A 25,685-nucleotide genomic window follows, 5' to 3' on the forward strand; every position below is an offset into this window, starting at 1 on the left:
CGATATAGTCGGCACCGGCACTTAAATTCGGCTGATACGAGACGGTCCGATCGATCGGGCGGGTGAGTCGGAAGTCACAGCCGTGACCGCAACGCCGCGTTCATCGCGTCGACCGGCGCGTCCAGACCGGTCCACAGTTCGAACGCTTCGACGCCCTGGTAGAGCAACATCCAGGCGCCGTCGACGGTCGTCGCCCCGACCGCCGCGGCGTCTCGAAGCAGTCGCGTTTCGAGCGGCCGGTAGACGGCGTCCATCACGGCCAGATCGCCGTGCAACGCTTCGGCGGGTACCGGCGTCGCGTCTTCTTCCATGCCGACGCTAGTCGCGTTGATCACCACGTCCGCGTCCCCGAGCAGGTCGGCGAGCGCGTCGAGGCCGTGCCCCGTCGCCCCGGGTACCTCGGCCGCGAGATCGTGGGCCGTCGATTCGGTCCGGTTCGCGATCGCCACGGTCGCGCCCGCGTCCGCGAGTCCGAACGCGATCGCCCGCCCGGCACCCCCGGCCCCGACGACGACCGCGTCCGCGCCGTCGACCGCGACGTCGTGGTCCCGGAGCGCGCGCATGGCGCCCACCGCGTCGGTGTTGTGTCCCGTCGGCGGCCCGTCGCCCGAGAAGTCGATCGTGTTGACCGCCCCGATTCGCCGCGCCAGGTCGTCCGTCGCGACGTGATCGAGGACGTCCCGTTTGAACGGAATCGTCACGTTCAGTCCCGCGAGGCCGAGCGCCTCGGCGCCGTCGATCGCGGCTTCGATCGCGTCCCGATCGGGTTCGAAGGTGACGTAGCGCGCGTCGAGTCCGCGTTCGTCGTAGGCCGCCTCGTGCATCGGCGGCGACAGCGAGTGACCGACCGGGTTGCCCAGCAACCCGTACACGTCCATAGCCATACGGGATCCACGCGTCGGCAGGGTCATAACGGATGTGGCTTCGTCACGCCCCACACGGGGAGACGATCGGACCCGGGACGGATCGGATTCAGTCGTCACTTCAAGCCGTCGTCGATCGAGTTCGACGGCGAGAACTGTCTCGACGAACTCCGCCGGCGGCAGTTCTGATCGTCGGGCCGAGCGCGAACCGATCCGCCGATCGACTTCCGGAACCCTGAGCCGCCGGGCCGTTTCGGGATTCTTATCCCCGGGTCACGAGTAGCGGGCCACATGCTCTCCGGGATCCCGCTCGCGATACTGTTGCTCCTGGCCGGGATCGTCGCGCTCTATGGCGGGGCCGAGTTGCTCGTCGCCGGCGCGGGGCGGCTCGCACTCGGGTTCGGGCTCCGCGCGGCGACCGTCGGCGTGACGGTCATCGCCTTCGCCACCACGGCCCCCGAACTCTTCGTCGCGACCATCGGTGCGCTCAACGTCTCGACGGATATCGGGCTCGGCGCCGTCGTCGGCTCGAACATCGCGAACATCGGGCTGGTGCTGGGCGTCTCCGCCCTCATCAAGCCACTGTCGGTCTCCGAGACCGTCATGCGCCGCCACGTTCCGTTCATGGTCCTCGCGGCACTCTTGCTCGTCGGTCTCGGCGCGAACGGTACGATCGGTCGCCTCGAAGGCACGATCTTTCTGCTGGTCCTCGCTGGGTTCACCGGCTACCTCCTCCACTCCGTGAACGCCGATCCGGCACCGATGATGGACGAACCGGATGCGGGCGGCGGAATCGGGGTTCGCGACGTGGCGCTCGTGATCGGCGGCCTCGTCGCGCTCGTGCTCGGCTCCCGGTGGCTCGTCTCCGGCGGCACGACCCTCCTGTCGGCGCTTGGCTTCTCCGACCTGTTCATCGGGCTCACCGTCCTCGCGCTGGGGACGTCGCTGCCCGAACTGGCGGCCTCCGTCGTCGGCGCACTCCGGGACGAGACCGCGTTCGCGATCGGCAACGTCGTCGGCTCGAACATCTACAACGTGCTCGCCGTCCTCGGGATCGTCGCGCTGATCACCCCGATCGAAATCGCCGCACCGACGCTCCGGTTCGAACTCCCGATCATGGTCGTCTTCACCGTCCTGCTGGTCGGGATGATGGGCTACGGCCGCCGGCTAACTCGACTCGACGGGGCCGCACTCGTCGTCGGCTACGTCGCCTTCATCTACCTGCTGGTTCCCTGAACCGCGACCGACAGTTACCGGTCACACCGATCGCGGTGACACACTGCCGACTACGGGATCTGCCCGGTTCGCAGGGACCCACCACACTCCGGACAGGTTGCGCGGTAGGTGTGCGGATGCACTGTCTCGGCACACTCCTCGCACTCGTAGTTTCGTCTACTCATCCAGAATCACGATGAATGATAGCAACGCACACGATAATAAATGTTGTCCGACGTTCATCGCCCGCGACATCCGTAACCGACCCTCGCCGCGCCCCGTGCTGGTCAGGTGGTCGGAATCCGGCGGGTGAACGGACAGCAGCCGCGCTCACATCGGAATCGGGATCACGCACTCGTCGCACTCGTCGACGTCGTCGGAGCGGGCCGCGAGCCGATCGAGGCGGGGACCGAGGTGTTCGCCGAGGAGTTGGACCAGGGCGTTCTCCGGCCCCGTCCCGGTGATCGCCGTCGCCCGCGCTTGGTCGGCGGCCTCCCGGTCGTCGATCGTGACGAGCATTGCGGCCTCGCGGTCGGCGAACACGACGCGGCCGGGGTGGATGCGCTCGATCGGGAGGTTGAGCCAGTCGAACTGTGGCTCGCAGACGGTTATGTGGTCGGACGCGCACCGAACGATCTCGCGAACGCGATCCGAACTGGAACCGACGTAGACGTCGACGCCGCGATCGGCGGCGGCACTCCAGCGTTCGAGACACCGATCCTGGAGCCGTCCCCGGTCGGAGACGGTCACGAACAGTTCGTCGCTGGCGCGGTCGGCGATCTCGTTCCCTCTCGCGATCACCGCCTCACATCCCTCGACCGTCCAGCAGTGTCCGCTCGCGGGTGTCGCTCCGGGCCCCTCGGGTCTGTCCGGAACCGAACTCGGTGCGCCCTGTACCGGCGATGCCGGTCCCAGGTCGGCGACGTCGCCGATCGGACTCTCGGCGATCCAGTCGGCCTCGAACTGCGGTGCGTCGGCAGCGATCGCGACGCGGTCGTCGTCCCCGGCGATCAGGCCGGCGTCTTCGAGCGCCGGGACGTGCTCGTGGACGAGCGTCCGCTCGACGGCCGTCGATTCCGGTTCGGTGACGTCGACCAGTCGTTTCCCGTCCGATTCGGTCGCGACGACCAGCGTGGCCAGGTCGGCGATCGAAACCGGGTCGCGCTGGCCCGCGAGGACGGTGAGAACGGTTCGACGCCGGGGAAGCCGGAGCGTCTCGAGCGTCCGATCGAGCGTCGCCTCGTCGCAGACCGACCCGCCCGGCGTCTCGAGGAGCGTTCGAACCCACGGTTCCGCGAGCATGGGGTGGTCCGCGAGCGCGATCGCGTCCTCGGTCGCGTTCGACCCGCCGTCCGCCCGTCCCGCCTCGCGCGTGACGACGCCCAGATCGACGAGTTTCGGCACGTCGACGTGGACGAGTCGGACGTGCGCGCGGCGCGACTGCTCGTCGGTCACGATCGGGTGGTCGTGTTCAAGGGTCGCGACGTCTGTCGCGAGCGTCGACAGCGAGACCGGCATCGCGTCGTCTCGATCGCAGAGAAGGGCGAGGAGATAGCGGCGTCGAGACGACGAGAGGGCGTCGAACGCGGCGGTCGTCGGATCAGTCTCGGTCGAACGTGCTGTCATTACACGAGCCAGACGACGAATGCGGGAAAGGAGTGTACCTGCGTGCTCTGGTATTACCTGGTTGTGAAATCGAGTCGTCTCCGCCGAAAAACGGGGCGTCGCGGCCGTATCGGACCCGATCGTCAGGTCCCGTCCTCGAGATACGCCTCGAGAAGCTTCGCCTCGGCCACGCGCAGGTGCTGGTGGAACGTCTGGCGAGCGATCCCGAGCCGATCGGCGATATCGCCGGCGTCGCTCTGCCGGCTAGGCCACACGAAGTAGCCGCCGTAGTAGGCCGCCTCGAGTGCCGTCCGCTGTTTCTCCGTCAGGTCCGGGTCGATCGCGGATCCGACGTCCCGTTCCGCGTCGAGCGGTCGTTCGACGGTTCGTTTGGCGACGAGGGACGTCTCGGGGAAGGACGACCGGAGCGCGCTGGTGAGTTCGCGAACCGCCGTGTCGGGGCTGGCCTCGACGACCAGGGTCGCCACGCCGCCGTCGATCTCCTGGGAGCGAACTCGCGCACCGTACTCGGTGAGGAAGGCCGCGATCGTCGCGCCGTGGATCTCGACCTCCCAGCGGTGGGCCGTCGGGTCGCCGTCGATCCGGCGCAGATCCCCGATCTCCGGCCGCGCCGCCGCGAGGTCACGGAACCGATCGGGGTCGATCTCCGACGCGGAGAGGTAGTAGACGAACACCTCGTCGGTCAGCGGGAGCAGGTGATCGATCGAGAGCCGACAGTCTCCCTCCCGGGAGAGGTCGATACACGCGTCTCCGCGATCGGTCGCCTCGAACTCGAGTTCGACGACGGTGTCCGCGTAGAGGAGGCGACGAACAGCCATCGCGTTGATCGCGTGGCCGATCGTACCGCCGAACTCCTGGAGCAGTTCGCGCTCGCGCTCGCCGAACGCGTCCGGGACGGACGCGTACAGGCCGAGCATGCCGACAAGCCGCCGTTCCGCGACGAACGGGACCGCCGCGACGGCGCGGGAGCCGTGCTCGTCGGCGACGGCCCGCCACTCGTCGATCGGGTCGTCCCGGAGGTGCCGACGCGTCGCGACGCGCTCCCGTTCCCCGGCGACGTCTGCGGGATCGACCGCCGACGCCTCGGCGGGTTCGGGAAGGAGACCGGCGTCCGCCGGCACGTCGCCGCCGGCCTGGACGCGCGGATCGAACCCGTCCGCGGCGTCGTACGTGGCGACGACGGCCCCGGCGATCGAGTCGTCGGTGGCGAACGTCTCGACGATCGTCGTCTCGAGTTCTCGCCGCGTCTCGACGTCGACGAGCGCGTCGGTAATCGTCCGGACGACACCGTTGAGCCGGTCGATCCGTTCGAGTTCCCGTTCGCGCGCCCGCCGATCGCTGACGTCGCGGCCGACGCCGGTGAATCCCAGCACGGTACCGTCCCCGGCGCTCATCCGGGCCCCGCTGAACTCGTAGGGAATCCGCGTCCCGTCTTTCGTCAGGAGATCCGCCTCCGCGGTGATCTGCTCGCCCGCGTCGAGGATCCGCCCGATCGCCTCCCGCACCCGATCGCGGTCTTCGGCCGCGACGAACTCGGTCGGCTCCATCTCGGCCAGTTCCGCGTCCGAGTATCCCGTGACGACCGGCACCTGCTCGTTCCACTCGCGGAAGGTCCCGTCCGTGTCGAACGCGTAGAGGATGTCGGGCTGGGCGGCGAAGATGCTCTCGGTGAAGGCCTTCTCCTCGCGGAGTTCCCGCTCGCGCGCCCGTCGATCGCTGACGTCCCGGCCGACCCCGGTAACGCCCAGCACGGTCCCGTACTCGTCGACGATCGGGGCGCTGTTGAACTCGTAGGGGATTCGCTCTCCCGCCGCGGTGATGAGGGTTCCCTCGAGCGCGACGCGGTCGCCGGTCTCGAGAATTCGATCGATCGCGGCACCGACCCGATCGCGATCCTCCGGGGCGATGAACGCGAGCGGACCCATGTCAGTGAGGTCGTCGGGATCGTAACCGGTCACCGTCTCGAGCCGATCGTTCCAGTGAAGCAGGGTGTCGTCGCGGTCGAACGCGTAGAGGATGTCCGGCTGCGCGTCGAGGAGGCTCTCGACGACCGCCTTCTCGGTACGAAGTGCGTCCGCCTGCTCGTGCTCGACGGTCACGTCGTGCGTGACGACCACGTATCCATCCGCCGCCGAGTCCTCGTCTCGCACCACGGCGAGGACCTCGCGGGCCCGGTACCGCGAGCCGTCGCGTTTCTGCCGCCACCCCTCGGTTCGAACCTGCTCGGCCGCATCCGTCTCCGAGAGCAGTTGCTCGGCCCGGTCCGCTTCGCGTACCGGCTCCGGGAAGAACTGGCTGTAGTGGGTACCGACGGCGTCGGACTCGGGGTACCCGGTGAGTCGACTGGCAGCCTCGCTCCAGACCGCCACGTAGCCGTCCCGATCGAGGACGTAGATCGCACAGTTGGGCACCAGGTTGGCTACCCGACGCGCCTCGACGGGAAACTCGTCCGGCCCACCAGTCCGATCGTTGTCGGTCATCTCGGGTGTCGAAGGACGTGTCACTATTTCATCCAGATCCAAAAGTTCGTCACCGGCTAACGCGCGCTACCTATGGTAATACGTGATACCTGAACGCACCCCCCGGGACCGGCGAATCGATTCCGTTAACGGCCTCCCGCCCCCGCTTCCGGTATGACCCTCGCCATCGTCGAAAGCCGCGCCGATCGCGCGTCGGTCCACATCTGTGACCACCTCCGCGATCACGCGGACTGGACGGAACGAACCGACGAGGACCGCGATCCGGCCGACGGCGGCGGCACCTACTACCGGGCCGACGGTGCCGAACTCCGCTCGTTTGACGGCCTCCACATCGAACTCGAGTCGCCCGCCGACGCGTTCGACTGCGAACCCGACCTGCTGGTGTTCGCCTCGCGCCACTCCGGAGACACCGGCCGACTCCTGACGGGCCACTTCACCGGGAACTTCGGCCCGGCGGAGTTCGGCGGCGACGACGAGGCCCTCGCGGAAGCGGCTCCGAACGCGCTCGCGCGCCTCCTCGCGGCCTTCGACGAGTACGCACCCGACGGCTACGACGTCGGCATGGAGTGTACCCACCACGGCCCGTCCGCGGTGGGGTGTCCGTCGCTGTTCGCCGAACTCGGCAGCGGCGACGAGCAGTGGGACGATCCGGCGGGTGCCGAAGCCGTCGCGCGCGCCATCCTCGACCTGCGCGGGGTCGATCCCCACCGGGGACGGCACGTCGTCGGCTTCGGCGGCAACCATTACGCGCCCCGGTTCGGTCGGATCGTCCGCGAGACGCCGTGGGCCGTCGGCCACGTCGCCGCCGACTGGGCGCTCGAGTCGATGGGCCGACCGGCCAGCAACCGGGACGTGCTCGATCGGGCCTTCGCGGCCAGCGAGGCCGACATCGCGGTGCTCGACGGCGACCACCCCGACCTCGCGGCGACGATCGAGGGCCTCGGCTATCGCGTCGTGGGTGAGACTTGGCTCCGCGAGGTCGCGGATCGATCGCTGGACCTCGTCGAGGCGGTCGAGACGGACCTCGGCCCCGTCGACGACGGGATTCGGTTCGGCGATCGGCGCGAGTCGTCGTTCGTCGTCGTCGACCTCCCCACCGACCTGCTCGACGCCGCGGAGGCGATCGATCCCGAGCGGGTGCGAACGATCGTCGCGGAGACCACCGTCGCGTTCGCGACCGAGAACGGGGGCAGTCGCGTCGGTTCGACGGCGGCCGTCCCGGCGATCGAGGACCGCGACGCGATCGTCGAGGCGCTGGCGGCGGTGCTCGAACGGAAGTACGAGACGGTGCGGATCGAGGACGACGCCGTCGTCGCCGAGGAGACCGCGTTCGACCCGGCGCTCGCTCGCGAGGTCGGCGTCCCGGAGGGACCGAAGTTCGGTGCCCTCGCCTCGGGCGAGTCGGTCACGATCGACGGCGAACAGGTCACTCCCGAGAGAGTTTCCAGTCGACGGACTCACGAGTTCCCGATCTGATCGAAGGGAAACGAGACACTAATTCAGGCGTTCCGCACGCCGTAATTCGCTCTCGTCGTATTCGATCGTAGACACGTAATATTCCATTTACGTGTCAGACGCGCGGCTGACGTGTAGGGGAAAGGTAATTATGCTCCATCTTATAGTCAGTGCCAAGAATGGACTCCATCATCGACGACGCCATCGACGAGGCCGAAGGGGAGTCGGGGGAAACTCCCGGCGGCGTGCCACAGGATGGCCACGAACCCTCCGAGGGGGCGGCAGACGGGACCCGAGACACGGGAACGATGACCGACGACGAACTGAAAGACGTTCTTCAGGACCTCCAGACCGACATCACCGTCGTCGGCTGTGGCGGTGCCGGCGGGAACACCATCAACCGCATGCACGAGGAGGGGATCCACGGCGCGAAACTCGTCGCCGCCAACACCGACGTCCAGCACCTCGTGGAGATCGAGGCCGACACCAAGATCCTCATGGGCGAGGACAAGACCGGCGGCCGCGGCGCCGGGTCGCTCCCCCAGGTCGGCGAGGAGGCCGCTCTCGAGAGCCAGCAGGACATCTACGACGCGATCGACGGCTCGGACATGGTCTTCGTCACCGCGGGCCTCGGCGGCGGTACGGGAACCGGCTCTGCACCCGTGGTCGCCAAGGCGGCCCGAGAAGCCGGCGCGCTGACGATCTCGATCGTCACGACGCCGTTCACCGCAGAGGGTGAGGTCCGCCGAACGAACGCCGAAGCCGGTCTCGAGCGCCTGCGCGACGTCTCGGACACCGTGATCGTCGTCCCGAACGATCGCCTGCTCGACTCGGTCGGCAAACTCCCCGTCCGACAGGCGTTCAAGGTCAGCGACGAGGTGCTGATGCGCTCGGTCAAGGGCATCACGGAACTGATCACGAAACCCGGCCTCGTCAACCTCGACTTCGCCGACGTCCGGACCGTCATGGAGCGCGGCGGCGTCGCGATGATCGGCCTCGGCGAGGCGGATTCGGAGGCCAAGGCCGAAGACTCCGTCAAGACCGCCCTCCGATCGCCGCTCCTGGACGTCGACATCTCCGGCGCGAATTCCGCGCTGGTCAACGTCACCGGCGGCAACGACATGGCCATCGAGGAGGCCGAGGGCGTCGTCGAAGAGATCTACGACCGGATCGACCCCGACGCGCGCATCATCTGGGGGACCTCGATCGACGAGACGCTCGAGGGCAGTATGCGGACGATGATCGTCGTCACGGGCGTCGAATCGCCCCAGATCTACGGCCGGCCGGACGGCGAGGCCGTCCAGCCGGAACCGCAGGGCGACGACATCGACTTCGTCGACTGATCGGCCTCGAGACGGCCGCGTCGGCGGTTCGAGTCGGAATTCTGTGGCGCGTTCACCGGAGATTTGCTTCGCCATAGCGACCGCTGGGACGGATTCGCCGCTCCCCGCAGTCAACAGATCGGCTTCGGATCGATGCCGAGGTCGTCGAGCGAGTCCGCGTACGCCTCGTAGGCGTCGTCGACGACGTCCGCTGCGGCCTCGCTCGCGCGATCCCACGCGTCGTCTTCGCGCTCCTCGCAGACGGTTTCCAGCACCGACGCGGCCCGATCGCCCTGGGAAGACGTCTCGGTTCGCAACTCCCGGAACACGTCGGCGCGTCGCTCGTCGCTTTCGTTGACGAAGAAGCTCACGACCTGCAGGTGCGTCCGATCGCCGACCAGCGATCGGCCGACGACGCCGCCGAGGCGGGTTGCCGTCGTCTCGAACGATCGCAGGCGGTCGTGCATCCCTCCAGCGTCAGCGTCGGCGGCGTCGTGCGAACCGTCGAGCAGGGCCACGACCCGATCGTAGTGCTCTCGTTCCGCGTCGCGAAACGCGGCGAACGCATCGCGCGCGTCGGCGTGTTCCTCGTCCGCAACCCAGGCTTCGAAGGTCTCCATCGCAGCGCGTTCGCTGTCGGCAGCGGTTCGAAGGACCGTCTCCGCCGTCAGGTCCGCATCGGTGAGCGCGACGAGGAGTTTGGACGATCCGAGTCGTTCGAGTTCGGTCGCCATCCCCTCCTCGACCGTGCGCTGGAAGTCAGCAGCGTCCATACTGGCACGACTACGTCGCTCGTGTTGAACGTTGGTGGCGGTCCGCGCGCCGAGCGTCGGCCGCGACGTTAACTGCCGGGGACGCGTACCGGCCGGTATGACCGATCGGAGCGCGGCCGACGAACGATCGATCGACGACCCCTCCTCGATCGCTCCCGACACGCTGGCCGAGCGGTTGCGAGCGGGCGACGACCTGACCGTCCTCGACGTCCGCGACCGCGACGAGTTCGAGCGCTGGCACGTCGACGGCGAGGGAGTCGAGGCCGTCCAGGTTCCGCACGTCCGGTTCGTCCAGGCCGAAGCGACGGGGAACGTGACCGGCCTCGTGGCCGACCTCGGGGATCCGATCGTCGCGGTCTGTGGCCACGGGGAGGCGAGCGCCCACGCCGTGTCGCTCCTCCGGGCGGCCGACGTCGACGCGCGCAATCTCGCCGGCGGAATGGACGCCTGGGCCGACCTGTACGTCGCCCGCGAACTCGACGTCGACGCGCCCGCGACGATCCTGCAGTACGACCGCCCCTCCAGCGGCTGTCTCGCCTACGCGATCGAAAGCGACGGCGAGGCCGCGGTGATCGACCCGCTCCGCGCGTTCGCCGATCGGTACGTCGAGGACCTCGCGGACCGGGGCGCAGACCTGCGCTACGCGATCGACACGCACGTCCACGCGGATCACGTCAGCGGCGTGCGCACCCTCGAATCCCAGGCCGGTGCGACGGCAGTCGTCCCGGCGGCTGCTCGCGATCGCGGCCTCGCGTTCGACGCCAGGACCGTCGCGGACGGAGACGAACTCCGCGTCGGCGACGTCACGCTGACCGCCGTGGCGACGCCCGGTCACACGACCGAATCGTGCTCCGTCCGTCTGGCGGACGTCCTGTTCACCGGCGATACGCTGTTTCTCGGAGGGGTCGGGCGGCCGGACCTGGAGCGCGGCGACGACGGTGCGGCCGCTGCCGCCCGGCAGTTGTACGAGACTCTCCAGACCGAGATTCTGTCTCTGCCGGACGGGACGACGATCGCGCCGGGCCACTACGGCGACGCCGCCGAAGCGCACGCGGACGGGACGTTCGCCGCCCGACTCGGGGACCTGCGCGATCGGATCGACGCGCTCTCGGCGGTCGAGGAAGACTTCGTCGCCCACGCCACGAGCGATCTCCCGCCGCGACCGGCCAACCACGAGCGTATCGTCGCGGTGAACCTCGGACGCGAGACCGTCGACGCGGAGACGGCGTTCGAACTCGAACTAGGTCCGAACAACTGTGCGGTCGCCGGCTGATCGGGCGATCGCGGCGTCATACGGTTTCCTGTAAGTCAGTTCCGGCGCAACCGCGATCCGGGCGGCGGTTGCGCCGGTACATTGGTACAGCAATCCGTATCAGTCGTCCGCCGCGGCCGCGTCGGTCGGCCCGTCGGCTTCGAGGTCAGCCTCGATGCTCGGCGGGTACTTTCCGCGATCGAGTTTCAGGTCCGACTGCGGGCGTGCCATGCAGGTGAGCGCGTAGTTCTCGGCCTCCGCCTCCGTGAGGCCGCGAGCGGCGGGCTGGACGACCTCTCCTTCGACGATTTCGGCGGAACAGGCCAGACACATGCCGACCCGGCAGGAGTACTCCTGGGCGATCCCCTCCTCGAGACACCGGCTCAGGATGGTCTCCTTGTCCGTGCACGTGATCGATTCGCCGGTCCCGACGAACTCGACCGTGTACTCTGTCATACCGGTCGCTACGAAAGACCCCACCAAAACTCTTTATTAGATTTTTGTTGCACTCGATCCAACAGTACTTGCGGCTGTGGTTTCGACCACGGGCGCGTCCCACCGGACGCCTCGACCGGAACTGCACGGCCTCGAACAGAACCGCACGGACGAGTCAGGCGCCGATCGATCCGTTTCGGGCCGTTACCGCGGGCTTTCTCCGATCGGATCGGGGCGAATCGCACATAAAACGTTTTCTTACCGCGGTGTGCACACTGCTGGTATGAGTACGCAGGAGCAGTCCGCCACCGCCACTCCCGAACGACACTCGCCCGACGTCGTCGTGGTGGGGGCCGGGACTGCGGGATGTTACGCTGCAGCCGCGATCGCACGCGAGGGATACGACGTCGTCGTCCTCGAGCGCAAATCCGAGTCGGAAGCGGGCCACATCGCCTGCGGCGATGCGCTGAAAGGGGCCGACGCCTTCCCCGAGGCGATCCCGAAGTCGCAGCTCGAACCCGCGTTCACCAACACGGACGTCGACCACGGGCGCTTCGAGATCCCACAGGAGGACACCGTCCTCGAGATTCCGGTCCCCGGCGAACTGGCGGTCATCGATCGCTGGGAGTACGGCCGGCGGATCATCGAAGGCGCGGGCGACGCCGGTGCAACGTTCCAGTACGACACTGTCGTTCAGAACGTGACACAGGCCGACGACGGCCGGGTGACCGGCGTCGAGGCGATTCGCAAAGGCACGCCCCACACGTACGAGGCGGACGTCGTGATCGACGCGGCCGGGTCGCTGTCGGTGCTCCAGGACAACGTCGACTTCTCAAACTCGACGTTCGATACGAACGTCAACTACACGCACTTCTGTTCGGCCTACCGCGAGATCGTCCACGTCGACGAACCGGTCGAATGGTCGGACGCGCTGGTGTTCAAGCCGACCGAGCGCGCCGCGGGCTACCTCTGGTACTTCCCGCGCACCGAGACGGAGATCAACGCCGGACTCGGCTTCCAGATGACCGAGGAACCGATGGAACTCGTCGACGACCTGAAGCGTGACCTCCAGAACCGGCCGGAGTTCGCCGGCGCGGAGGTCGAAGACAAACTCGGGGCCGCACTGCCCACCCGCCGGCCGTACGACTCCGCGGTCCACCCCGGCTACATGGCCATCGGGGACGCCGCCGGACACGTCAACCCGACCACCGGCGGTGGCATCGCCGGGGCCGCCTACGCCGCTACCTACGCCGCCGAGGCGGCGATCGAGGCCCTCGAGACCGACGACTACAGCGAAGCCGCGTTCTGGGAGTACAACGAGCGCGTGATGGACCACTTCGGGGGCCGCTACGCCGCACTCGACGTCTACAACATCCTCTCGACGGCCGTCGACGTCGACGACCTGATGGGACTGCTCGCCGCGATGCCCGGCGACAAACTCGCCGAGGCGCTCTACTCGGGAAGTACGAACATCGGTCTGAAACTCAAACTCGAGGCCCTGCTCAAGAGCCGCGGCCACTGGGGGACGATCTGGAACCTCTACCGGACGAAACGCCGCGCCGACGAACTGCTGGCCCACTACGGGAACTACCCCTCCCACCCGGGCGCACTCGAGAACTGGCAGCGCCGCCGCGACGACCTGATGGAATCGGTCTACGAGACGACCGGGGCCGATCCGAAGTACTGACGGCGACCGTTCTCGCCGCGCTCTCGCATACCCACACCCGTCCGATGGACCGATCGGACCCGCGGAACGCCGGCCCCAGCCGCGGGGTTCCGGGCAACCTGTCGGATGTGATTGAAGAACCCCTTCTCTGTTAGGGGCATCTCACATTTGAGTTACTGTCCAAAATGCTGACGATGCCCCACAAGCATTCCAGGCGTCGTGTCCTGTCGATCGCTGGCGGAACCGGTATCGCGCTCGTAGCTGGCTGTCTCGGCGGCGACGACGGCGACGACGAAATGAGCGGCGATACGGACGACGGCACGGATGACGACACGAACGACGATGCAGACGACGAGATGGACGACGGTTCGGACGACGAGATGGACGACGGAGACGAGACGGACGACGCTGCCCACGTCCGCGTCGCACATCTCTCGCCCGACGCGCCGAACGTCGACGTCTACGTCGACGGCGATGCGGTACTCGAGGACGTTCCGTTCCGTACGGTCAGCGACTACCTCGAACTCGACCCCGGCACGTACGGCGTGATGATCACGGCTGCGGGCGACGCCGACACCGTCGTCTTCGACGAGGACCTCGAGGTGACGTCGGGCGCGGTCACGGTCGCCGCGATCGGCGAACTCGCCGAGGAGAACCAGCCGTTCGAGGTCGCCGTGTTCGAGGACGACCCGAGCGACCCGGGCGAGATGGCTCGCGTCCGACTCGTCCACGCGTCCCCCGACGCGCCCGCGGTCGACGTCACGGTCGGCGACGGCGAGACGGTCCTGTTCGAGGACGCCGCCTTCGGCGACGCCGCCACGGTGGAGGTCGAAGCCGGCGAGTACACCCTCGAAGTACGACCCGCGACCGACGGCAACGACGGCGACGTCGTCGCCACGTTCGACGTCGCCACGGAGGCCGGCGGCGTCTACTCCGCGTTCGCCGTCGGCTACCTCGAACCCGGAGCGGCACCCGCCGACGAGGCGTTCGATCTCGAAGTCGTTTCGGACGCCCACGGCGACGGGGACGGCGACGAATAGTTGGACCGACCGCTGCGGCCCCGACGTTACGGCCGATCGCGAGCGATCCGTTCGATCGCACCGGCGATCGTCTCGATCCCGTAGCCGATGCTGTCCTCGTCGACGTCGAACGTCGCGGTGTGGTGGCCGCCGGGATGGTCGGTGCCGACGCCGACGTAGCAGGCCAGGCCGCCGTTTTGCTGGACCTCCCGCATCAGGTAGGTCGCGTCCTCGCTCCCGCCGAGTCGATCGCGTTCGAGGACGGTCTCGACGCCGTCCACGCGTCCGGCCGCGCCGGCGACGATCGATACCAGTTCCTCGTCGCTCGTCGCGCTCGGGGCCTCCGCACCGATCTCGGTTTCGACGTCACACTCGTGCATCTCGGCGGCGGATCGGAGGACGCGCTCGGCGTTCTCGGTCATGTACTCCATCAGGTCGGTCGTCTCGCCGCGGACCTCGATCTGCACGTACGCTTCTTCGGGGATGACGTTCGACGCGCTGCCGGCCTCGACGACGCCCGCGTTGACCCGCGTCGCGCCGTCGTTGTGCCGGGGGATCCCGTAGAGGTTCTGGACCGCGGTCGCCATCGCCTGGACGGCGTTGCGTCCCTGTTCGGGGTGGCCGCCCGCGTGGGCCGACCCGCCCGTGATCGTCGCGTCGAGGTGGCGCACGGCGAGGAAGCCGTCGATTCCGGCGACGATCTCGCCGGTGGGGTGATCGAGGCCGATGTGGAGCGCCAGCAGGTAGTCGACGTCCGCGAGGTGCTCGCTTTTGGCCATCGACTTGCCGCCGCCGATGACCTCCTCGGCCGGTTGGAAGAACACCTTCAGCGTCCCCGCGAAGTCGCTCTCGGCGATCCGCTCGAGGACGCCGATCCCGATCGTCGCGTGGGCGTCGTGTCCGCAGGCGTGCATCGCTCCCTCGTGTTCCGAGCGAAAGCCCGCCGCGGCGGGGGCGTGGTCGGGGTCGTCGCTCTCGGGGCGCGGGAGGCCGTCGATGTCGACCCGGAGGCCGACCGTCGGTCCCTCGCCGCACTCTACGACCGCGACGGCGCCCGTGTGGCCGCCTTCCAGGTCGGCCAGCAGGTCCGGATCGGCACCCGCCTCGCGGGCCCGATCGTGCCAGGCGGCCAGTTCCGCGGCGTCGGGGACGCCCATCCGCTGGTCGGCGACGATCGCGTCCGGGCCGACGTGGAGGGCGTCCAGATCGACGCGCGACTCGAGTTCCTCGACGATCCGGGCGGTCGTGTAGAACTCGCGCCAGGCGGGTTCCGGTTTGCGATGCAGGTCACGACGAAGGGTTACGAGATCGGAGTCGGTCACACCCGGAGAGAGATCGGCGGTCCACCAATAAGTATCGGCACCGGAACCGGGCCGTCCCGCGCGTTCAGTTTCCGCGGCCGACGCCGTGGATCTGTTCGACCTCGGCCTCGATGTGGACCGAGTCGGGGAACTCCTGTTCGGCGATGTTTCGCGCGAGGTTGTCGTGGCCGTGGATCTCGAGCTCCCGCGTGAAGACCGTGTAGTCCCACGAGGAGAACCGCCGATCGTCGTCGCCGTGGAGCCGAGCGTGCTGGGGAACCGAGAGTTTCTCCGGCGGATGCGAGTGGGGCCCTTTCAGCGCGGCCCCCTTGCGTTCGGCCGTCGATTTGATGTCGTCGACGATCGCATCGAGGGCGGCTCTATCGCCGCTCTGGAGCGTGAGACGGGTGACGAAGGTCATGGCTGGTGCTGTGGGAACGTCTACGGCCAGCGGGTAAAAACCTGCTGAGATACGTCTCCGCTGGACGAACAGTCCGATATTCTCTTAACGGCGCACCCGTTATTTTGGGTAATGGCAGTCGAAGCTACGAGCGCAGGCGCGATCCTCTTCCGCGATACGCGGGGCCGGCGCGAGTATCTTCTACTCAAGAGCCGCCCAGGTGACTGGGAGTTTCCCAAGGGCGGTGTCGAAGGAGATGAAGAGCTACAACAGACGGCGATCCGCGAAGTAAAGGAAGAGGCAGGTATCGAACAGTTCCGGCTACTCGACGGCTTTCGCAAGGACTACGACTACGTCTTCGAGGCGAACGGGAAAACGATCCACAAAACCGTTCACCTCTTTGTCGCGAAGTCCTTCGAGGCCAGCGCGGAACTGTCGAACGAACATCGCGACCTCCAGTGGCGCGACTACGAACAGGCGGTCAACACCGTCACGCAGGACGGACCACGGGAAATTCTGGAGGACGCCCACGAGTTCCTCGACGAACTCGAGGAGGAAAACGAGGTCTGAGCCCGACCAGCGGGGTCGTCTCGTCGGTCTCGACCCACAGACCGTGACGCCGTAGGCGTCCCGACCACGTCCGGAGAACCGCTTCGGTACCGACGGATGTCGAATGCGATTGGTCCCGATCGGCACACCACTGTCGCTCGCTCCGGCGGGAATCCCGTGACTCGATCGGCCGGACAGCCGAAGCATTTACCAGCGGACGATGAATATACGATCATTGAACTATAAGAATATGCTAGAAGACAGTCTCTCATACCCACTGCGCGACGACTGGATCGGACGAATTCTCATCGGCGGCGTTCTGACGGCGCTCTCGGTGGTGTTGCTCCCGGCGTTCTTCGTCATGGGGTACTACGTACGGGTCCTCGAACGGACGATCAGTGGCTCTTCCGAGCCGCCGGAGTTCGACGAGTGGGGTGACCTCTTCGTCGACGGGGTGAAAGCGACGATTATCGCTTTCGTCTACTCGGTGATCCCGACCGCAGTGTACCTGTTCGTCGTCTTCGGGTTGATCGGTGCGGGCGGTGCCATGGGCGGTGACGGCGGTGGACTCCTCGCCGGAATCGGCCTCCTGACGATGCTGCTGATCGTCCCGCTCATGTTCGTGATCTACTACCTCGTGCCGGCCGCGCTGGCCAACTTCGCCAGCGAGGGGACGATCGGGGCGGCGTTCGACTTCGACGCGCTCAAGCCCGTCTTGCTCAGCAGCGACTACGTGGTCGCGATCCTGATGCCGTTCGTCGTCGGGGTTGCGCTGAATATCGTCGGGGTCATCCTCGGCATCACCATCATCGGCATCGTGCTGGTGCCGTTCGTCTCGTTCTACGCGTACATCACGATCTTCCGGATGTTCGGCCTCGCGTTCGCGAAGAGCAACGGCGGTGCCGGCACGCACGGTGCTGGGCAGCCCGTCGGCGTCTGACTCCCGATCGGAGCGACCCTCAATACTCGTTTTGCGGGGCGTATGTCGATCGAACCGCAGCGACCTTTGTCGTCGATCACCTACCGGACGCCGTCGATTGCACCGTGACCGATCCCACCCCTCCCGACAGCGAGTTCGCGTTCGAACTGCGCACCTGCCGGTGGGCCGAGCGAACGTGGCCGCCGATCGGGGAGCGACGCGATCCGGGACCGATCGTCGTCGCCCGGCAACTCGGGACGAAGCGGCGGCGGTGGGACACGATCGTCCTCGAGTGTGACCCCGACGGACTCGAGCGCCGCGCCCGGTTCGGCCCCGATCGGCTGGACGGCGACCTGCTCCACGTCGTCCGGAACGCGCCCGCCGAGTGGGCCTACTACCGCGACGCGCTCCCGCACCCGGGCTACCCGTGGCGGTACGTTCGCGAGGCGATCCACCGCGCCGACGATCGCGGTATCCTCGAAACCAGCCGGAACGGAAACCGAATCCAGATCCGCCGCAAGTGGCCCTATCCCGACTGGGTCGAGCGAATCGTCGCGATCGAGAACAAGCCCGACCTCGACAGGAGCGCGGCCCGCGTCCTCGGGAGCCAACTCGAGTACGACGTCGCGATGGGGCTGGCAGACGAAGTCTGGGTCGCGACCCGGCGAACGGACGAGCGCGTCGAGCCGATCCTCTTCGAGGACCTCCCGGTCGAGGCCGGCGTCCTCGCGCTCGATCCGGAGACGCTGTCGGCCGCGGTCGCCTGGTATCCCCGATCGCTCGCCGTCGACGATCCGGGGACGCGAATCGAAGAGCGGCCCGAGGGCGGCCGGCGGGACGGCTCCGCCGCCCGCTTCGAGTACGTCGATCCGGACGCGAAGGCCGCGAAACGGCTCGCGATCGCCGAACGGGCCTACGAGCGCGGCTGGCGATCGTTCGTCGAGACGATGCGTCCCGACTGCCGGCACTTCGAGTTGCGCTCCCGGCCCGGGAACCAGCTGGTGCCCTACTGCGGCGCGAAGGGGGGCTGTCAGACCGCCGCGGCGTGTGCCGGTTCCTGCTCCGACTTCGAACCGGAACCGCCCGCGTGGCGAACCCGCGGGTGGCCGATCGAGGGCGGACCGGGGACTCGATGCCGGCAGTTGCTAGAGGATCGACGGCGGCGACGGCGGCCGGGCCAGTAGCCGGAAAACGGCCGCAGACGGTGGGGAGAACGAGTTCTCTCGACGGCTAGTCGGAGACGTCGACGTCGAGGTCCGCACGTTCGACGGTCAGTCGGAACGTGGGGACGGTCCGGTACTCGACCTCGACGACGCCCTTGCGTCGGAGGCTCTGCAGGCCCGATCGGACGTCCTCGGCGTCGGGATCGACGTCGTACTCGTCCCGGAGTTTGTGCAGGACCGAGACGACGCTTTCGGACTCCTCCTCGGGGCCGGCCAGTACCGCGACGATCCGTGCGTGGAGTTCGGGGACGCGGATCCGGGAGGGGACCCCGTCGTCCTCGGGATCGCTCTCGATCCCTGGTTCGACGTCGACGAGGTCCGCGGCCTCGCTGGTCGCCCGGATCAGGCTGTTGTCGTCGCGGAAGTAGTAGTCGCCCAGTTCGTTCTCGAGGTAGCCGTGTACTTCGCTACCGCTGTCCATGCCCCACCGTTCCTGTAGCTCCGCGTTCTTCGTCGGCTGCAGTTCGACCACGTCCGCCAGCCGATCCCTGGCCTCCTCCGAGAGCGTCATCGTCGAAGCGTATGCGGATCCGGTACTTTTGCGTTGCGTCCCGGCGCCGGTGGGGCGATCGGGACGACGCCGTCGGGCACCCGATCAGTCGTCCCCGAGTACCGGCACCGGTGCGGTCGTCTCGAGGGTCTCCTCGATCTGCGTGTAGACCATGATTGCGCCGAGGACGGCGAGGACGGACCCGAACGCGAACGGAGCCAGGAAGGCGACGCCGATCAGCGCGCCCGAGGAGAGCGGGCCGATCGCGATCCCGAAGCCGAACGCCATCGTCAGCACCGAGAGTTTCGACCCGGACTCGCCCTCGCCCGCGAGATCGCCGGCCAGCGCGAGGGCCGGTGCGAACACCATCGCGCCCGCGATCCCCTGGAAGAGACGCGCGACGAACATCGCCTCCGGGGTCCAGACGAGCCCCTGGACGAGCGTCGTCGGGATCAGCAGGACCATGCCGCCGACGACGAACGGTCGCCGCCCGTACACGTCACAGGCGCGCCCGATCGGCGTCTGGAGCAGGACCTGGGCGAAGATGAACGCCGCGAACTGGAGGCCGAACCAGCCCGAACCCTGATCCAGGCGGGCGTTGACCTGCGGCTGGATCGTCGCGAACAGCGCGATCGCGGTCGCCATGAACAGCGAGGCGACGCCGAGCGTGAAGATGGGATCGAGCAGGTGGGTTCCCGAGGAATCGAAGACGTCGATCGAGAGGTCCGCGCCCGCGTTCGCCCGCGTCGCGTCGGGATCGGTGATGAGCGCCGTCACCAGCAGGGAACTCAGCGCGGCCGTGATCGCGGCGACGTAGAAGGCCGCGTCGAAGCCGTCGATCGAGAGGCCGCCGATCGCGTACGGACCGGCGTTGACGACCGCGCCGGCCACCACGGGACCGGCGCCGAAGCCGACCAGCCGAAAGGTGTTGTAGACGCCCATGCTCCCGCCGCGTGCGCCGGTCGTCGAGAGTTCGTTGACCAGCGCGACCGAGGTGGGGATGATGAACGCGACGCTGATTCCCTGGAGCCCGCGGATGACCAGCAACGAGACGTACGACTCGGCGACGACGTAGGCGAGATTGGTGATCGTGAGCCCAACGAGCCCGACGAGGATGAACGCCTTGCGCTTCCCGACGCGATCGGAGAACCGGCCGGTCAGGGGCTGGAACGAACTGTTGAGAAAGCCGAAGATCGAGAGGATGACGCCGATGACCATCGACTCGCCGAGGCCGAACGTCGCCCCGCTGACGACGTCGCTCGCGACGTACAGCGGGATCACGATGATCAGAAACGAGTTGCCGACCCCGTCGGCCATCCGGGCGAACGACAGCGCGAGGACTCGACGATCGACGGCGAATCCGGCGACGATCCGACTGGCGAAACCTCGCATCGAGTCACCATTCCGTGATCCATCCCGATCACGGTTTCGAATCGAAATGTCGACCCGGGGCACAGTCAGCACTGGCGGGAGCGAGGTACAAGCCGATCGCTCGCGTAAAGCAGTGCATGGCGAAAGAGGTCAAACTCAGTGAGATGAAATCGACGCTGGAACCGCTCGACTACCCCGTCACCTGCGACGAGGCCGCGGGGGAACTGGCTAACGTCACGCTCTTGCTCGCCGACGGGGAGCGGAACCTGGGCGACCTGGTCGCCAAGAGCACCAGCGATCGGTTCGAGTCGGCCGCCGACCTCGAGTCGGAACTCAACAACGTGTTACCCCGCGAGGCGGTCGGCGAGCCGTACCAGTCGGAGGGCGAGGGGTAACTCCGGATCCGGCATCGCGGCCGGACGAGAGAGCAGTGCGTTTCGGGCGTTTTGACGATCTGAACGCCCGATTTCCGGTAATTCATCCCGAACGGACACGTTCGTTAATACTCTCAGTGTGGTATCACAACCCATGAGTGAAACCGAGACGCCGGTTCGAACCGTCCGCGTCGGGCCGGCGCGCGAACCCCTCGGCTGGTGGCTTCTGGGGGCCGCGTTGCTGGCCGTGCTGGGACTCGTCGTCGCCCAGTACCTCCCGTGGCTCGTCTTCGGACTGTTCGTCTACTACGTCGCACGGCCCATCACCCGACGACTCGAACGGCGCATCGACTCGCCGACGCTCGTCGCGGCCCTAACCTTGCTCCTGATCATCGTCCCGATCGTCCTGCTGGTCGGGGTACTCCTGCTCGTCGCCCTCGGACAACTCGTGACGGCGGTCTCGAACGTGCCGGTCGACAGGATCGCCGCGCAGTTACCGATCCCGATCTCGGATCTCCCGAACACGCCCTCGGAGGTGTACGACACGACGCTCGTGCTGATCCAGGAACCGACCGTCCAGAACCTGCTGGGAACGGTCGGCGGCGTGTTCGGTGCGATCGGCGCGGTGCTGTTCAACGCGTTCATCTCGCTGTTGATCGCGTTCTTCCTGCTGATCAGCGATCGCGACATCGCCGCCTGGTTCGAAGCGAACGTGTTCGGCGAGGACAGCCTCGCGTCGGCGTACCTGTCGGCCGTCGATCGGGGACTCGGATCGATTTACTTCGGGTACACGATGACGATCTTCGCGGTCATCATCCTCTCGGCGCTCATCTACGCGGCGTTCAACCTCGCCGCTCCGGCAGGGATCGCGATCCCCTCGGCCGTGCTGTTCGCCGTCGTCACCGGTCTCTTTACCCTCGTCCCGCTCGTCGGGCGGTCGATCGTCTACGCCGCGATCGCCGCCGTCCTCTCCGTCCAGGCGATCGCCGTCGATCCGCGATTCCTCTGGGTGCCGCTCGCGTTCCTCGCGGTCATGATCGTCGCGTTCGACAACCTCGTCCGGACGTACATCCGGCCGTACCTCTCCGGGCGCCTGCTCAACACCGGACTGGTGATGTTCGCGTACCTGTTCGGCCCGCCGCTGTTCGGGTGGTCCGGCATCTTCCTCGGGCCGTTCCTGATGCTGTTCATCGTGACGTTCGTCCGGATGATCCTCCCGATCCTGACCGACCCGGAGCGCGAGGGTCCCCGCGCCAGATCCGAGCACACGCTCGACGAGTTCGCCGATCGCGTCGCCGACCAGCGGGAGGAAGACCGGTCCGAAACGGACCGGACCGACGTCGGTTCGGTGGGCGATCCGGCGACGTGACTGCCCGACTTCGATCGACCCGCGCGGACGACCCAAACGGGCCGCTTAAGTCGCTCGACCGACGTAGCCCGGACAACGATGGAATTCTGCGACGAATGCGGTTCGATGATGAAAGCGGAGGACGGCAGCTGGGAGTGTGGGAGTTGCGGCTTTACGAAGCCGAAAGGCGACGCCGCCGAGTACACGATCACGGAAGACCAGGAGGCGAGCGAGATCATCGAGTCCTCCGAGGAGACGTCGCTGCCCGAAACCGACGCCCACTGTCCCGAGTGCGGGAACGATCGGGCCTACTGGTACATGCAACAGATCCGTTCGGCCGACGAGTCCGAGACGCGCTTTTTCATCTGTTCGGAGTGCGAGCACAAGTGGCGCGAAGACGACAACTGATACGGATTGCTGTACCGATGTACCGGCGCAACCGCCGCCCGGATCGCGGTTGCGCCGGAACTGACTTACAGTAAACCGTATGAGTCGACCCGACGTGCCGACGAACGTGCAGGATCGAACTCGCCGGTCCGGAGGGGTATCGGACCGGCCGATCGGCCCGAGACCGCGAACCGCCGAACGCTGAAGGTGGATCGCCGGAAGGGTGGATCGCCGGAAGGGTGGATCGCCGGAAGGGTGGATCGCCGGAAGTGACGGGGGTGCAAGCGTCGACCTCCGGCGGCACGACGAGGGTGGCTGGTGGGAGGTGGTGCAACCACTGTCGGGGCTGCTGGCCGTCAGTACCGGTGCAACCGCAGGGGGTTCGCGGCTACACCGGTACAGCAGACCGTATGGGGGTCCATCGGTGATGGCAGGGTCACTGGACTGGATGGCAGTGTGCCGTTCTCGAACGGCACTCGCCTGTTGGACAGGGAACAGTAAAGAGACAGTGCCAACAGTGTTTGGTACGTTCCGGCCCGGACGCGGGTTCGCAGGGCGATCGTCGGGTCCGGCTACTCGTTCCGGGCGATCGTCAGGTAGCCCGTGTGGCCGACGGGAGCCGTCGACGGTCGCGAGCCGCGATCGTCGAAGTCCATCTCCCGCTGGATCGTCTCGCGGGTCCGGACGTTCGATAGGCCCGCCTCGCGTGCCGTCCGGGCGACCTCCCGTGTCGACTCGACGAACGGGCTGTAGACCGCGACGAACCCGCCCTCGACGAGCAACTCGGGCGCACGAGCGACCATCGCGGGCGCGTCGGCGGTGTCGAGCGTCACCACGTCGAACGACGACGGCTCGAGGTCGTCCACGTCGTCGGTGACGTCACCGGTCCGGACCTCGACGGCGTCGCCGACGCCGCCCAGCGCCATGTTCTCGCGGGCCACGTCGGCGAAGTTGGGATCCCGTTCGTAGGTCACGACCGTCGCGCCGGCCCGGGCCATCGACGCCGCGAGGACGCCGGTCCCGGTCCCCGCGTCGAGGATGCGATCGCCCCGCGAGACGCCGGTTTCGCCGATCACCAGGCCGACGTCGCGGGGAACCATCGGCGCGCCGGTCCGCTCGAAGTGGTGGAACAGGTCCGGCCCCCGGAGTCGGCGGACCCGGAACTCGTTCCCGAGATGCGTCTCGATCGTGTCGCCGGGTTCGACGTCGGCGGGAATCTCGAGGACGCCGAGGTCGGTGCCTTTCTCCGTGCCGGGTTCGGCGAGGTACTCGCGATCGTCGCGGACCAGCAGGACCGGCTGACTCACGCGCGGGTCACTCGAGGGACTCGACTGCGGCGGCGAGGTCGCCGTCGTTCGCCTCGAGGGCCTCGCGGGCCTCGTCCTCGCTGACGCCGGCGCGGCCGGCGACGAGTTCGACGTCCTCGTCAGGGATCGACGGTCCGGCGTCGCTACCGGCGTCCGCGTCACCGCCGGCCGCGCCGGACTCGACCTGTTCCGGCGAGCCGATGACCTGGTAGGTCTCCTGCCCGCGGGCGTCCATCTTCGTGACTTCGGCGTCCCCGAACACGAGGTCGTACTCCTCGGTGCGGATGATGACCTCCTCGGCGTCGATGTCCTCGACGTCGATGCCCATCTGCTCCATCATCTGTTCCATCTTGCGCGGATTGAGTCCGCCGCCTCCTCCAAACATACTCGTGACGTCGCCACCCGCGGCCTTTTACTTTGTCTTTCGGGACCGGAGCGGATCGTGCGGGGACCGAATCTCCGATCGCCGGGAGCCGACAGTGCCACCAGCCGAACTGCCACGTCAGTGCTCCGCCGGCACGCCCTCGCGTACGTTGACGGCCATCCCGGTGTCGAAGTCCGCGATCGCCGCCGCGTCGAGTTCCGCGCGGCCGACCGCGAGCACCTCGCCGCGCTCGTGGGTGACCACGACTTCGTCGCCGGGCCGGATCTCCGGGCCGGCGTTGACGACGAACTTCGCGAAGACGTTCTTCTCGTCGCGGACGAAGGGTTCGCTCTCGTCGTCGACGACGACGCGATAGGCCGGTTCCTCGAGGGCCGCGTCCAGCCGGCGACCGCCGTCGATGCCGAGCGTGAACCGGCCGTCGATCCCGAACGAGACGATCCGCCCGTTCGCGCCGTGGACCTGCTGGGGTCGGCCCGAAGAGGTCCGCTTGATCGTCAACGACTCGTCGGGCGGGAACAGCGCTCGTCCCGCGCCAGCGCCGAACTGGTAGTCCGCGATCGTCCGGAGCTGGGCCAGGCCCGCGCTCCCGTCGGCTGGATCGGTCATCGGTTCCCGTTCGGCGTGGGCCGTCGAAAGCCCTTCGACTGCGTCGGCGTGGGGCCGTTCCGTGCTGACATTCGCCATAGACGGACAGTCATCACGAATGTTATATAGGCCGACTCGGTACACGGGTGCTGAGATGGATCTCACGCAGATTTCCCTCGGGGTGGCGCTCCTCGTGGTGAGTTCCCTGACGTTCGCCGGGCCAGCCGTGGTCGAGTCGCCCGTCCTTGTCTACGCACTGACGGGTGCGACGCTCGTCGTCTCGGCGGGCGCGTTGCTCGTCGGCGTGGCGAAGGACGATCGGCCGGTGAAGAAGTAGCGATCCGGCGACGCCTAGAGGAGGAACGTTTCGTGGCGTTCGCCCAGATCGAGAAAGGATTCGGCCTCCGCGATCAGTTCCTCCGCGGTCGAGGACTCGAAGGCCATCACCTCGACGCGAACGCCCTCGTGGCGCAGGTGCGAACAGAGCCGCGAGAAGTCCCCGTCGCCGGTACAGAGGACGATCGTGTCGACGTGGTTGGCGAGCGTCACCGCGTCGAGGCTCATCCCGACGTCCCAGTCGGCCTTCTTCGAGCCGTCGGCGAACGTCTTGATGTCCTTGATCTTCGTCTCGAAGCCGATGTCGACCAGCGCCTCGAAGAAGCTCTCTTCCTCGGGGGAGTCGGCCCGGATGACGTAGGCGATCGCACGCGTTAGCTGGCGGTCCTGGACCGCCTTGTCGAGCAGCGCGGAGTAGTCGATGTTGCGGCTGTGGAGGCTCTGGGCCGTGTGATAGAGGTTCTGGGCGTCGACGAGAACGGCGACGCGCTGGCCCGGATGAATCTCGGTCATAGTCTAGCCGTGACGGGCGATCGTAAAAACCGCTTCCCTCGAGTTGGCCCGGTTCGCGGAGAAGATCGGGCAGTTCGATCGGTCGGGCCAG

General features: G+C 67.5%; 27 protein-coding genes. 13 read left to right on the top strand and 14 right to left on the bottom strand.

What is annotated here, in order from left to right:
- Positions 1-74: 74 nt before the first annotated feature.
- Complete coding sequence (locus AC6I6X_RS13315; protein WP_497931294.1) at positions 75-878, bottom strand: shikimate dehydrogenase; 804 nt, start codon at positions 876-878, stop codon at positions 75-77.
- 276 nt (positions 879-1,154) lie between these two features.
- Here AC6I6X_RS13315 and AC6I6X_RS13320 point away from each other — a divergent pair, with 276 nt between their 5' ends.
- Positions 1,155-2,099, top strand: coding sequence for a calcium/sodium antiporter (locus AC6I6X_RS13320; RefSeq protein WP_497931008.1), 945 nt, complete (start codon positions 1,155-1,157; stop codon positions 2,097-2,099).
- 50 nt (positions 2,100-2,149) lie between these two features.
- On the opposite strand, the gene AC6I6X_RS13325 is transcribed toward AC6I6X_RS13320, so the two are convergent.
- The 3 genes from AC6I6X_RS13325 to AC6I6X_RS13335 form a co-directional block, all read right to left on the bottom strand.
- Positions 2,150-2,263: a rubrerythrin-like domain-containing protein gene (locus AC6I6X_RS13325; protein ID WP_497931009.1), complete on the bottom strand. Its 114-nt coding sequence runs from the start codon at positions 2,261-2,263 to the stop codon at positions 2,150-2,152.
- Positions 2,264-2,408: 145 nt separating this feature from the next.
- Complete coding sequence (locus AC6I6X_RS13330; protein WP_497931010.1) at positions 2,409-3,704, bottom strand: DUF7344 domain-containing protein; 1,296 nt, start codon at positions 3,702-3,704, stop codon at positions 2,409-2,411.
- Between the two features lie 122 nt (positions 3,705-3,826).
- Positions 3,827-6,184: a PAS domain S-box protein gene (locus tag AC6I6X_RS13335; RefSeq protein WP_497931011.1), complete on the bottom strand. Its 2,358-nt coding sequence runs from the start codon at positions 6,182-6,184 to the stop codon at positions 3,827-3,829.
- A 153-nt stretch (positions 6,185-6,337) separates the two neighbouring features.
- On the opposite strand from AC6I6X_RS13335, the gene AC6I6X_RS13340 reads away from it, so the two are divergent.
- Both AC6I6X_RS13340 and ftsZ read left to right on the top strand, forming a co-directional pair.
- Entirely contained in the window at positions 6,338-7,660 is a 1,323-nt protein-coding gene (locus AC6I6X_RS13340) for a D-aminoacyl-tRNA deacylase (RefSeq protein ID WP_497931012.1), read from the top strand.
- A gap of 158 nt (positions 7,661-7,818) precedes the next feature.
- Positions 7,819-8,982, top strand: coding sequence for a cell division protein FtsZ (ftsZ, locus tag AC6I6X_RS13345; RefSeq protein ID WP_497931013.1), 1,164 nt, complete (start codon positions 7,819-7,821; stop codon positions 8,980-8,982).
- 110 nt (positions 8,983-9,092) lie between these two features.
- Here ftsZ and AC6I6X_RS13350 read toward each other — a convergent pair whose 3' ends face one another.
- A complete protein-coding gene (locus tag AC6I6X_RS13350) occupies positions 9,093-9,734 on the bottom strand; it encodes a rubrerythrin family protein (RefSeq protein WP_497931014.1) in 642 nt (213 codons plus the stop codon).
- Between the two features lie 97 nt (positions 9,735-9,831).
- On the opposite strand from AC6I6X_RS13350, the gene AC6I6X_RS13355 reads away from it, so the two are divergent.
- Positions 9,832-11,007 (top strand): MBL fold metallo-hydrolase, encoded by a 1,176-nt coding sequence (locus AC6I6X_RS13355; RefSeq protein WP_497931015.1) that lies wholly within the window; start codon positions 9,832-9,834, stop codon positions 11,005-11,007.
- A 99-nt stretch (positions 11,008-11,106) separates the two neighbouring features.
- Here AC6I6X_RS13355 and AC6I6X_RS13360 read toward each other — a convergent pair whose 3' ends face one another.
- Complete coding sequence (locus AC6I6X_RS13360) at positions 11,107-11,442, bottom strand: 2Fe-2S iron-sulfur cluster-binding protein (RefSeq protein ID WP_497931016.1); 336 nt, start codon at positions 11,440-11,442, stop codon at positions 11,107-11,109.
- A 262-nt stretch (positions 11,443-11,704) separates the two neighbouring features.
- On the opposite strand from AC6I6X_RS13360, the gene AC6I6X_RS13365 reads away from it, so the two are divergent.
- Positions 11,705-13,108: a geranylgeranyl reductase family protein gene (locus AC6I6X_RS13365; protein WP_497931017.1), complete on the top strand. Its 1,404-nt coding sequence runs from the start codon at positions 11,705-11,707 to the stop codon at positions 13,106-13,108.
- 173 nt (positions 13,109-13,281) lie between these two features.
- Entirely contained in the window at positions 13,282-14,127 is an 846-nt protein-coding gene (locus AC6I6X_RS13370) for a DUF4397 domain-containing protein (protein ID WP_497931018.1), read from the top strand.
- A 26-nt stretch (positions 14,128-14,153) separates the two neighbouring features.
- Here the strand turns inward: AC6I6X_RS13370 and AC6I6X_RS13375 are convergent, their stop codons facing one another.
- On the bottom strand, positions 14,154-15,428 hold the full coding sequence (locus AC6I6X_RS13375; RefSeq protein WP_497931019.1) for an amidohydrolase: 1,275 nt from the start codon (positions 15,426-15,428) through the stop codon (positions 14,154-14,156).
- A 64-nt stretch (positions 15,429-15,492) separates the two neighbouring features.
- The gene (locus tag AC6I6X_RS13380) at positions 15,493-15,828 is read right to left on the bottom strand and encodes a 30S ribosomal protein S10 (protein WP_497931020.1); all 336 of its coding nucleotides are present in this window, start codon (positions 15,826-15,828) and stop codon (positions 15,493-15,495) included.
- A 111-nt stretch (positions 15,829-15,939) separates the two neighbouring features.
- Here AC6I6X_RS13380 and AC6I6X_RS13385 point away from each other — a divergent pair, with 111 nt between their 5' ends.
- The 3 genes from AC6I6X_RS13385 (at position 15,940) to AC6I6X_RS13395 (ending at position 18,459) form a co-directional block, all read left to right on the top strand.
- Entirely contained in the window at positions 15,940-16,377 is a 438-nt protein-coding gene (locus AC6I6X_RS13385; protein WP_250140900.1) for a bis(5'-nucleosyl)-tetraphosphatase, read from the top strand.
- A gap of 229 nt (positions 16,378-16,606) precedes the next feature.
- Positions 16,607-17,296, top strand: coding sequence for a DUF4013 domain-containing protein (locus AC6I6X_RS13390; RefSeq protein WP_497931021.1), 690 nt, complete (start codon positions 16,607-16,609; stop codon positions 17,294-17,296).
- A gap of 104 nt (positions 17,297-17,400) precedes the next feature.
- Entirely contained in the window at positions 17,401-18,459 is a 1,059-nt protein-coding gene (locus tag AC6I6X_RS13395; RefSeq protein ID WP_497931022.1) for a DUF5787 family protein, read from the top strand.
- 46 nt (positions 18,460-18,505) lie between these two features.
- On the opposite strand, the gene AC6I6X_RS13400 is transcribed toward AC6I6X_RS13395, so the two are convergent.
- Both AC6I6X_RS13400 and AC6I6X_RS13405 read right to left on the bottom strand, forming a co-directional pair.
- On the bottom strand, positions 18,506-19,009 hold the full coding sequence (locus AC6I6X_RS13400; RefSeq protein ID WP_497931023.1) for a DUF5797 family protein: 504 nt from the start codon (positions 19,007-19,009) through the stop codon (positions 18,506-18,508).
- 84 nt (positions 19,010-19,093) lie between these two features.
- On the bottom strand, positions 19,094-20,380 hold the full coding sequence (locus AC6I6X_RS13405; protein ID WP_497931024.1) for an MFS transporter: 1,287 nt from the start codon (positions 20,378-20,380) through the stop codon (positions 19,094-19,096).
- Between the two features lie 116 nt (positions 20,381-20,496).
- Between AC6I6X_RS13405 and AC6I6X_RS13410 the strand changes: the two genes are divergently transcribed.
- The 3 genes from AC6I6X_RS13410 to AC6I6X_RS13420 all read left to right on the top strand — a co-directional run bounded on the left by AC6I6X_RS13410 (position 20,497) and on the right by AC6I6X_RS13420 (position 22,489).
- Positions 20,497-20,754 carry a DUF5789 family protein gene (locus tag AC6I6X_RS13410; protein WP_497931025.1) on the top strand — a complete coding sequence of 86 codons (258 nt, stop codon included), beginning with the start codon at positions 20,497-20,499 and terminating at the stop codon, positions 20,752-20,754.
- Between the two features lie 133 nt (positions 20,755-20,887).
- Positions 20,888-22,102, top strand: coding sequence for an AI-2E family transporter (locus AC6I6X_RS13415; RefSeq protein WP_497931026.1), 1,215 nt, complete (start codon positions 20,888-20,890; stop codon positions 22,100-22,102).
- A gap of 78 nt (positions 22,103-22,180) precedes the next feature.
- Positions 22,181-22,489, top strand: a complete 309-nt coding sequence (locus tag AC6I6X_RS13420; protein ID WP_497931027.1) for a transcription factor S — start codon at positions 22,181-22,183, stop codon at positions 22,487-22,489.
- Positions 22,490-23,040: 551 nt separating this feature from the next.
- Here AC6I6X_RS13420 and AC6I6X_RS13425 read toward each other — a convergent pair.
- The 3 genes from AC6I6X_RS13425 to AC6I6X_RS13435 form a co-directional block, all read right to left on the bottom strand.
- Entirely contained in the window at positions 23,041-23,775 is a 735-nt protein-coding gene (locus tag AC6I6X_RS13425) for a methyltransferase domain-containing protein (RefSeq protein ID WP_497931028.1), read from the bottom strand.
- 7 nt (positions 23,776-23,782) lie between these two features.
- Positions 23,783-24,160: a nascent polypeptide-associated complex protein gene (locus AC6I6X_RS13430; RefSeq protein ID WP_497931029.1), complete on the bottom strand. Its 378-nt coding sequence runs from the start codon at positions 24,158-24,160 to the stop codon at positions 23,783-23,785.
- A 117-nt stretch (positions 24,161-24,277) separates the two neighbouring features.
- Complete coding sequence (locus AC6I6X_RS13435; protein WP_497931295.1) at positions 24,278-24,766, bottom strand: PUA domain-containing protein; 489 nt, start codon at positions 24,764-24,766, stop codon at positions 24,278-24,280.
- A 133-nt stretch (positions 24,767-24,899) separates the two neighbouring features.
- Between AC6I6X_RS13435 and AC6I6X_RS13440 the strand changes: the two genes are divergently transcribed.
- Entirely contained in the window at positions 24,900-25,082 is a 183-nt protein-coding gene (locus tag AC6I6X_RS13440; protein ID WP_497931030.1) for a hypothetical protein, read from the top strand.
- Between the two features lie 14 nt (positions 25,083-25,096).
- Here the strand turns inward: AC6I6X_RS13440 and AC6I6X_RS13445 are convergent, their stop codons facing one another.
- Positions 25,097-25,594, bottom strand: a complete 498-nt coding sequence (locus AC6I6X_RS13445; RefSeq protein WP_497931031.1) for a LabA-like NYN domain-containing protein — start codon at positions 25,592-25,594, stop codon at positions 25,097-25,099.
- Positions 25,595-25,685: the final 91 nt, after the last annotated feature.

Source organism: Halosolutus sp. YCN4, from assembly GCF_059736495.1.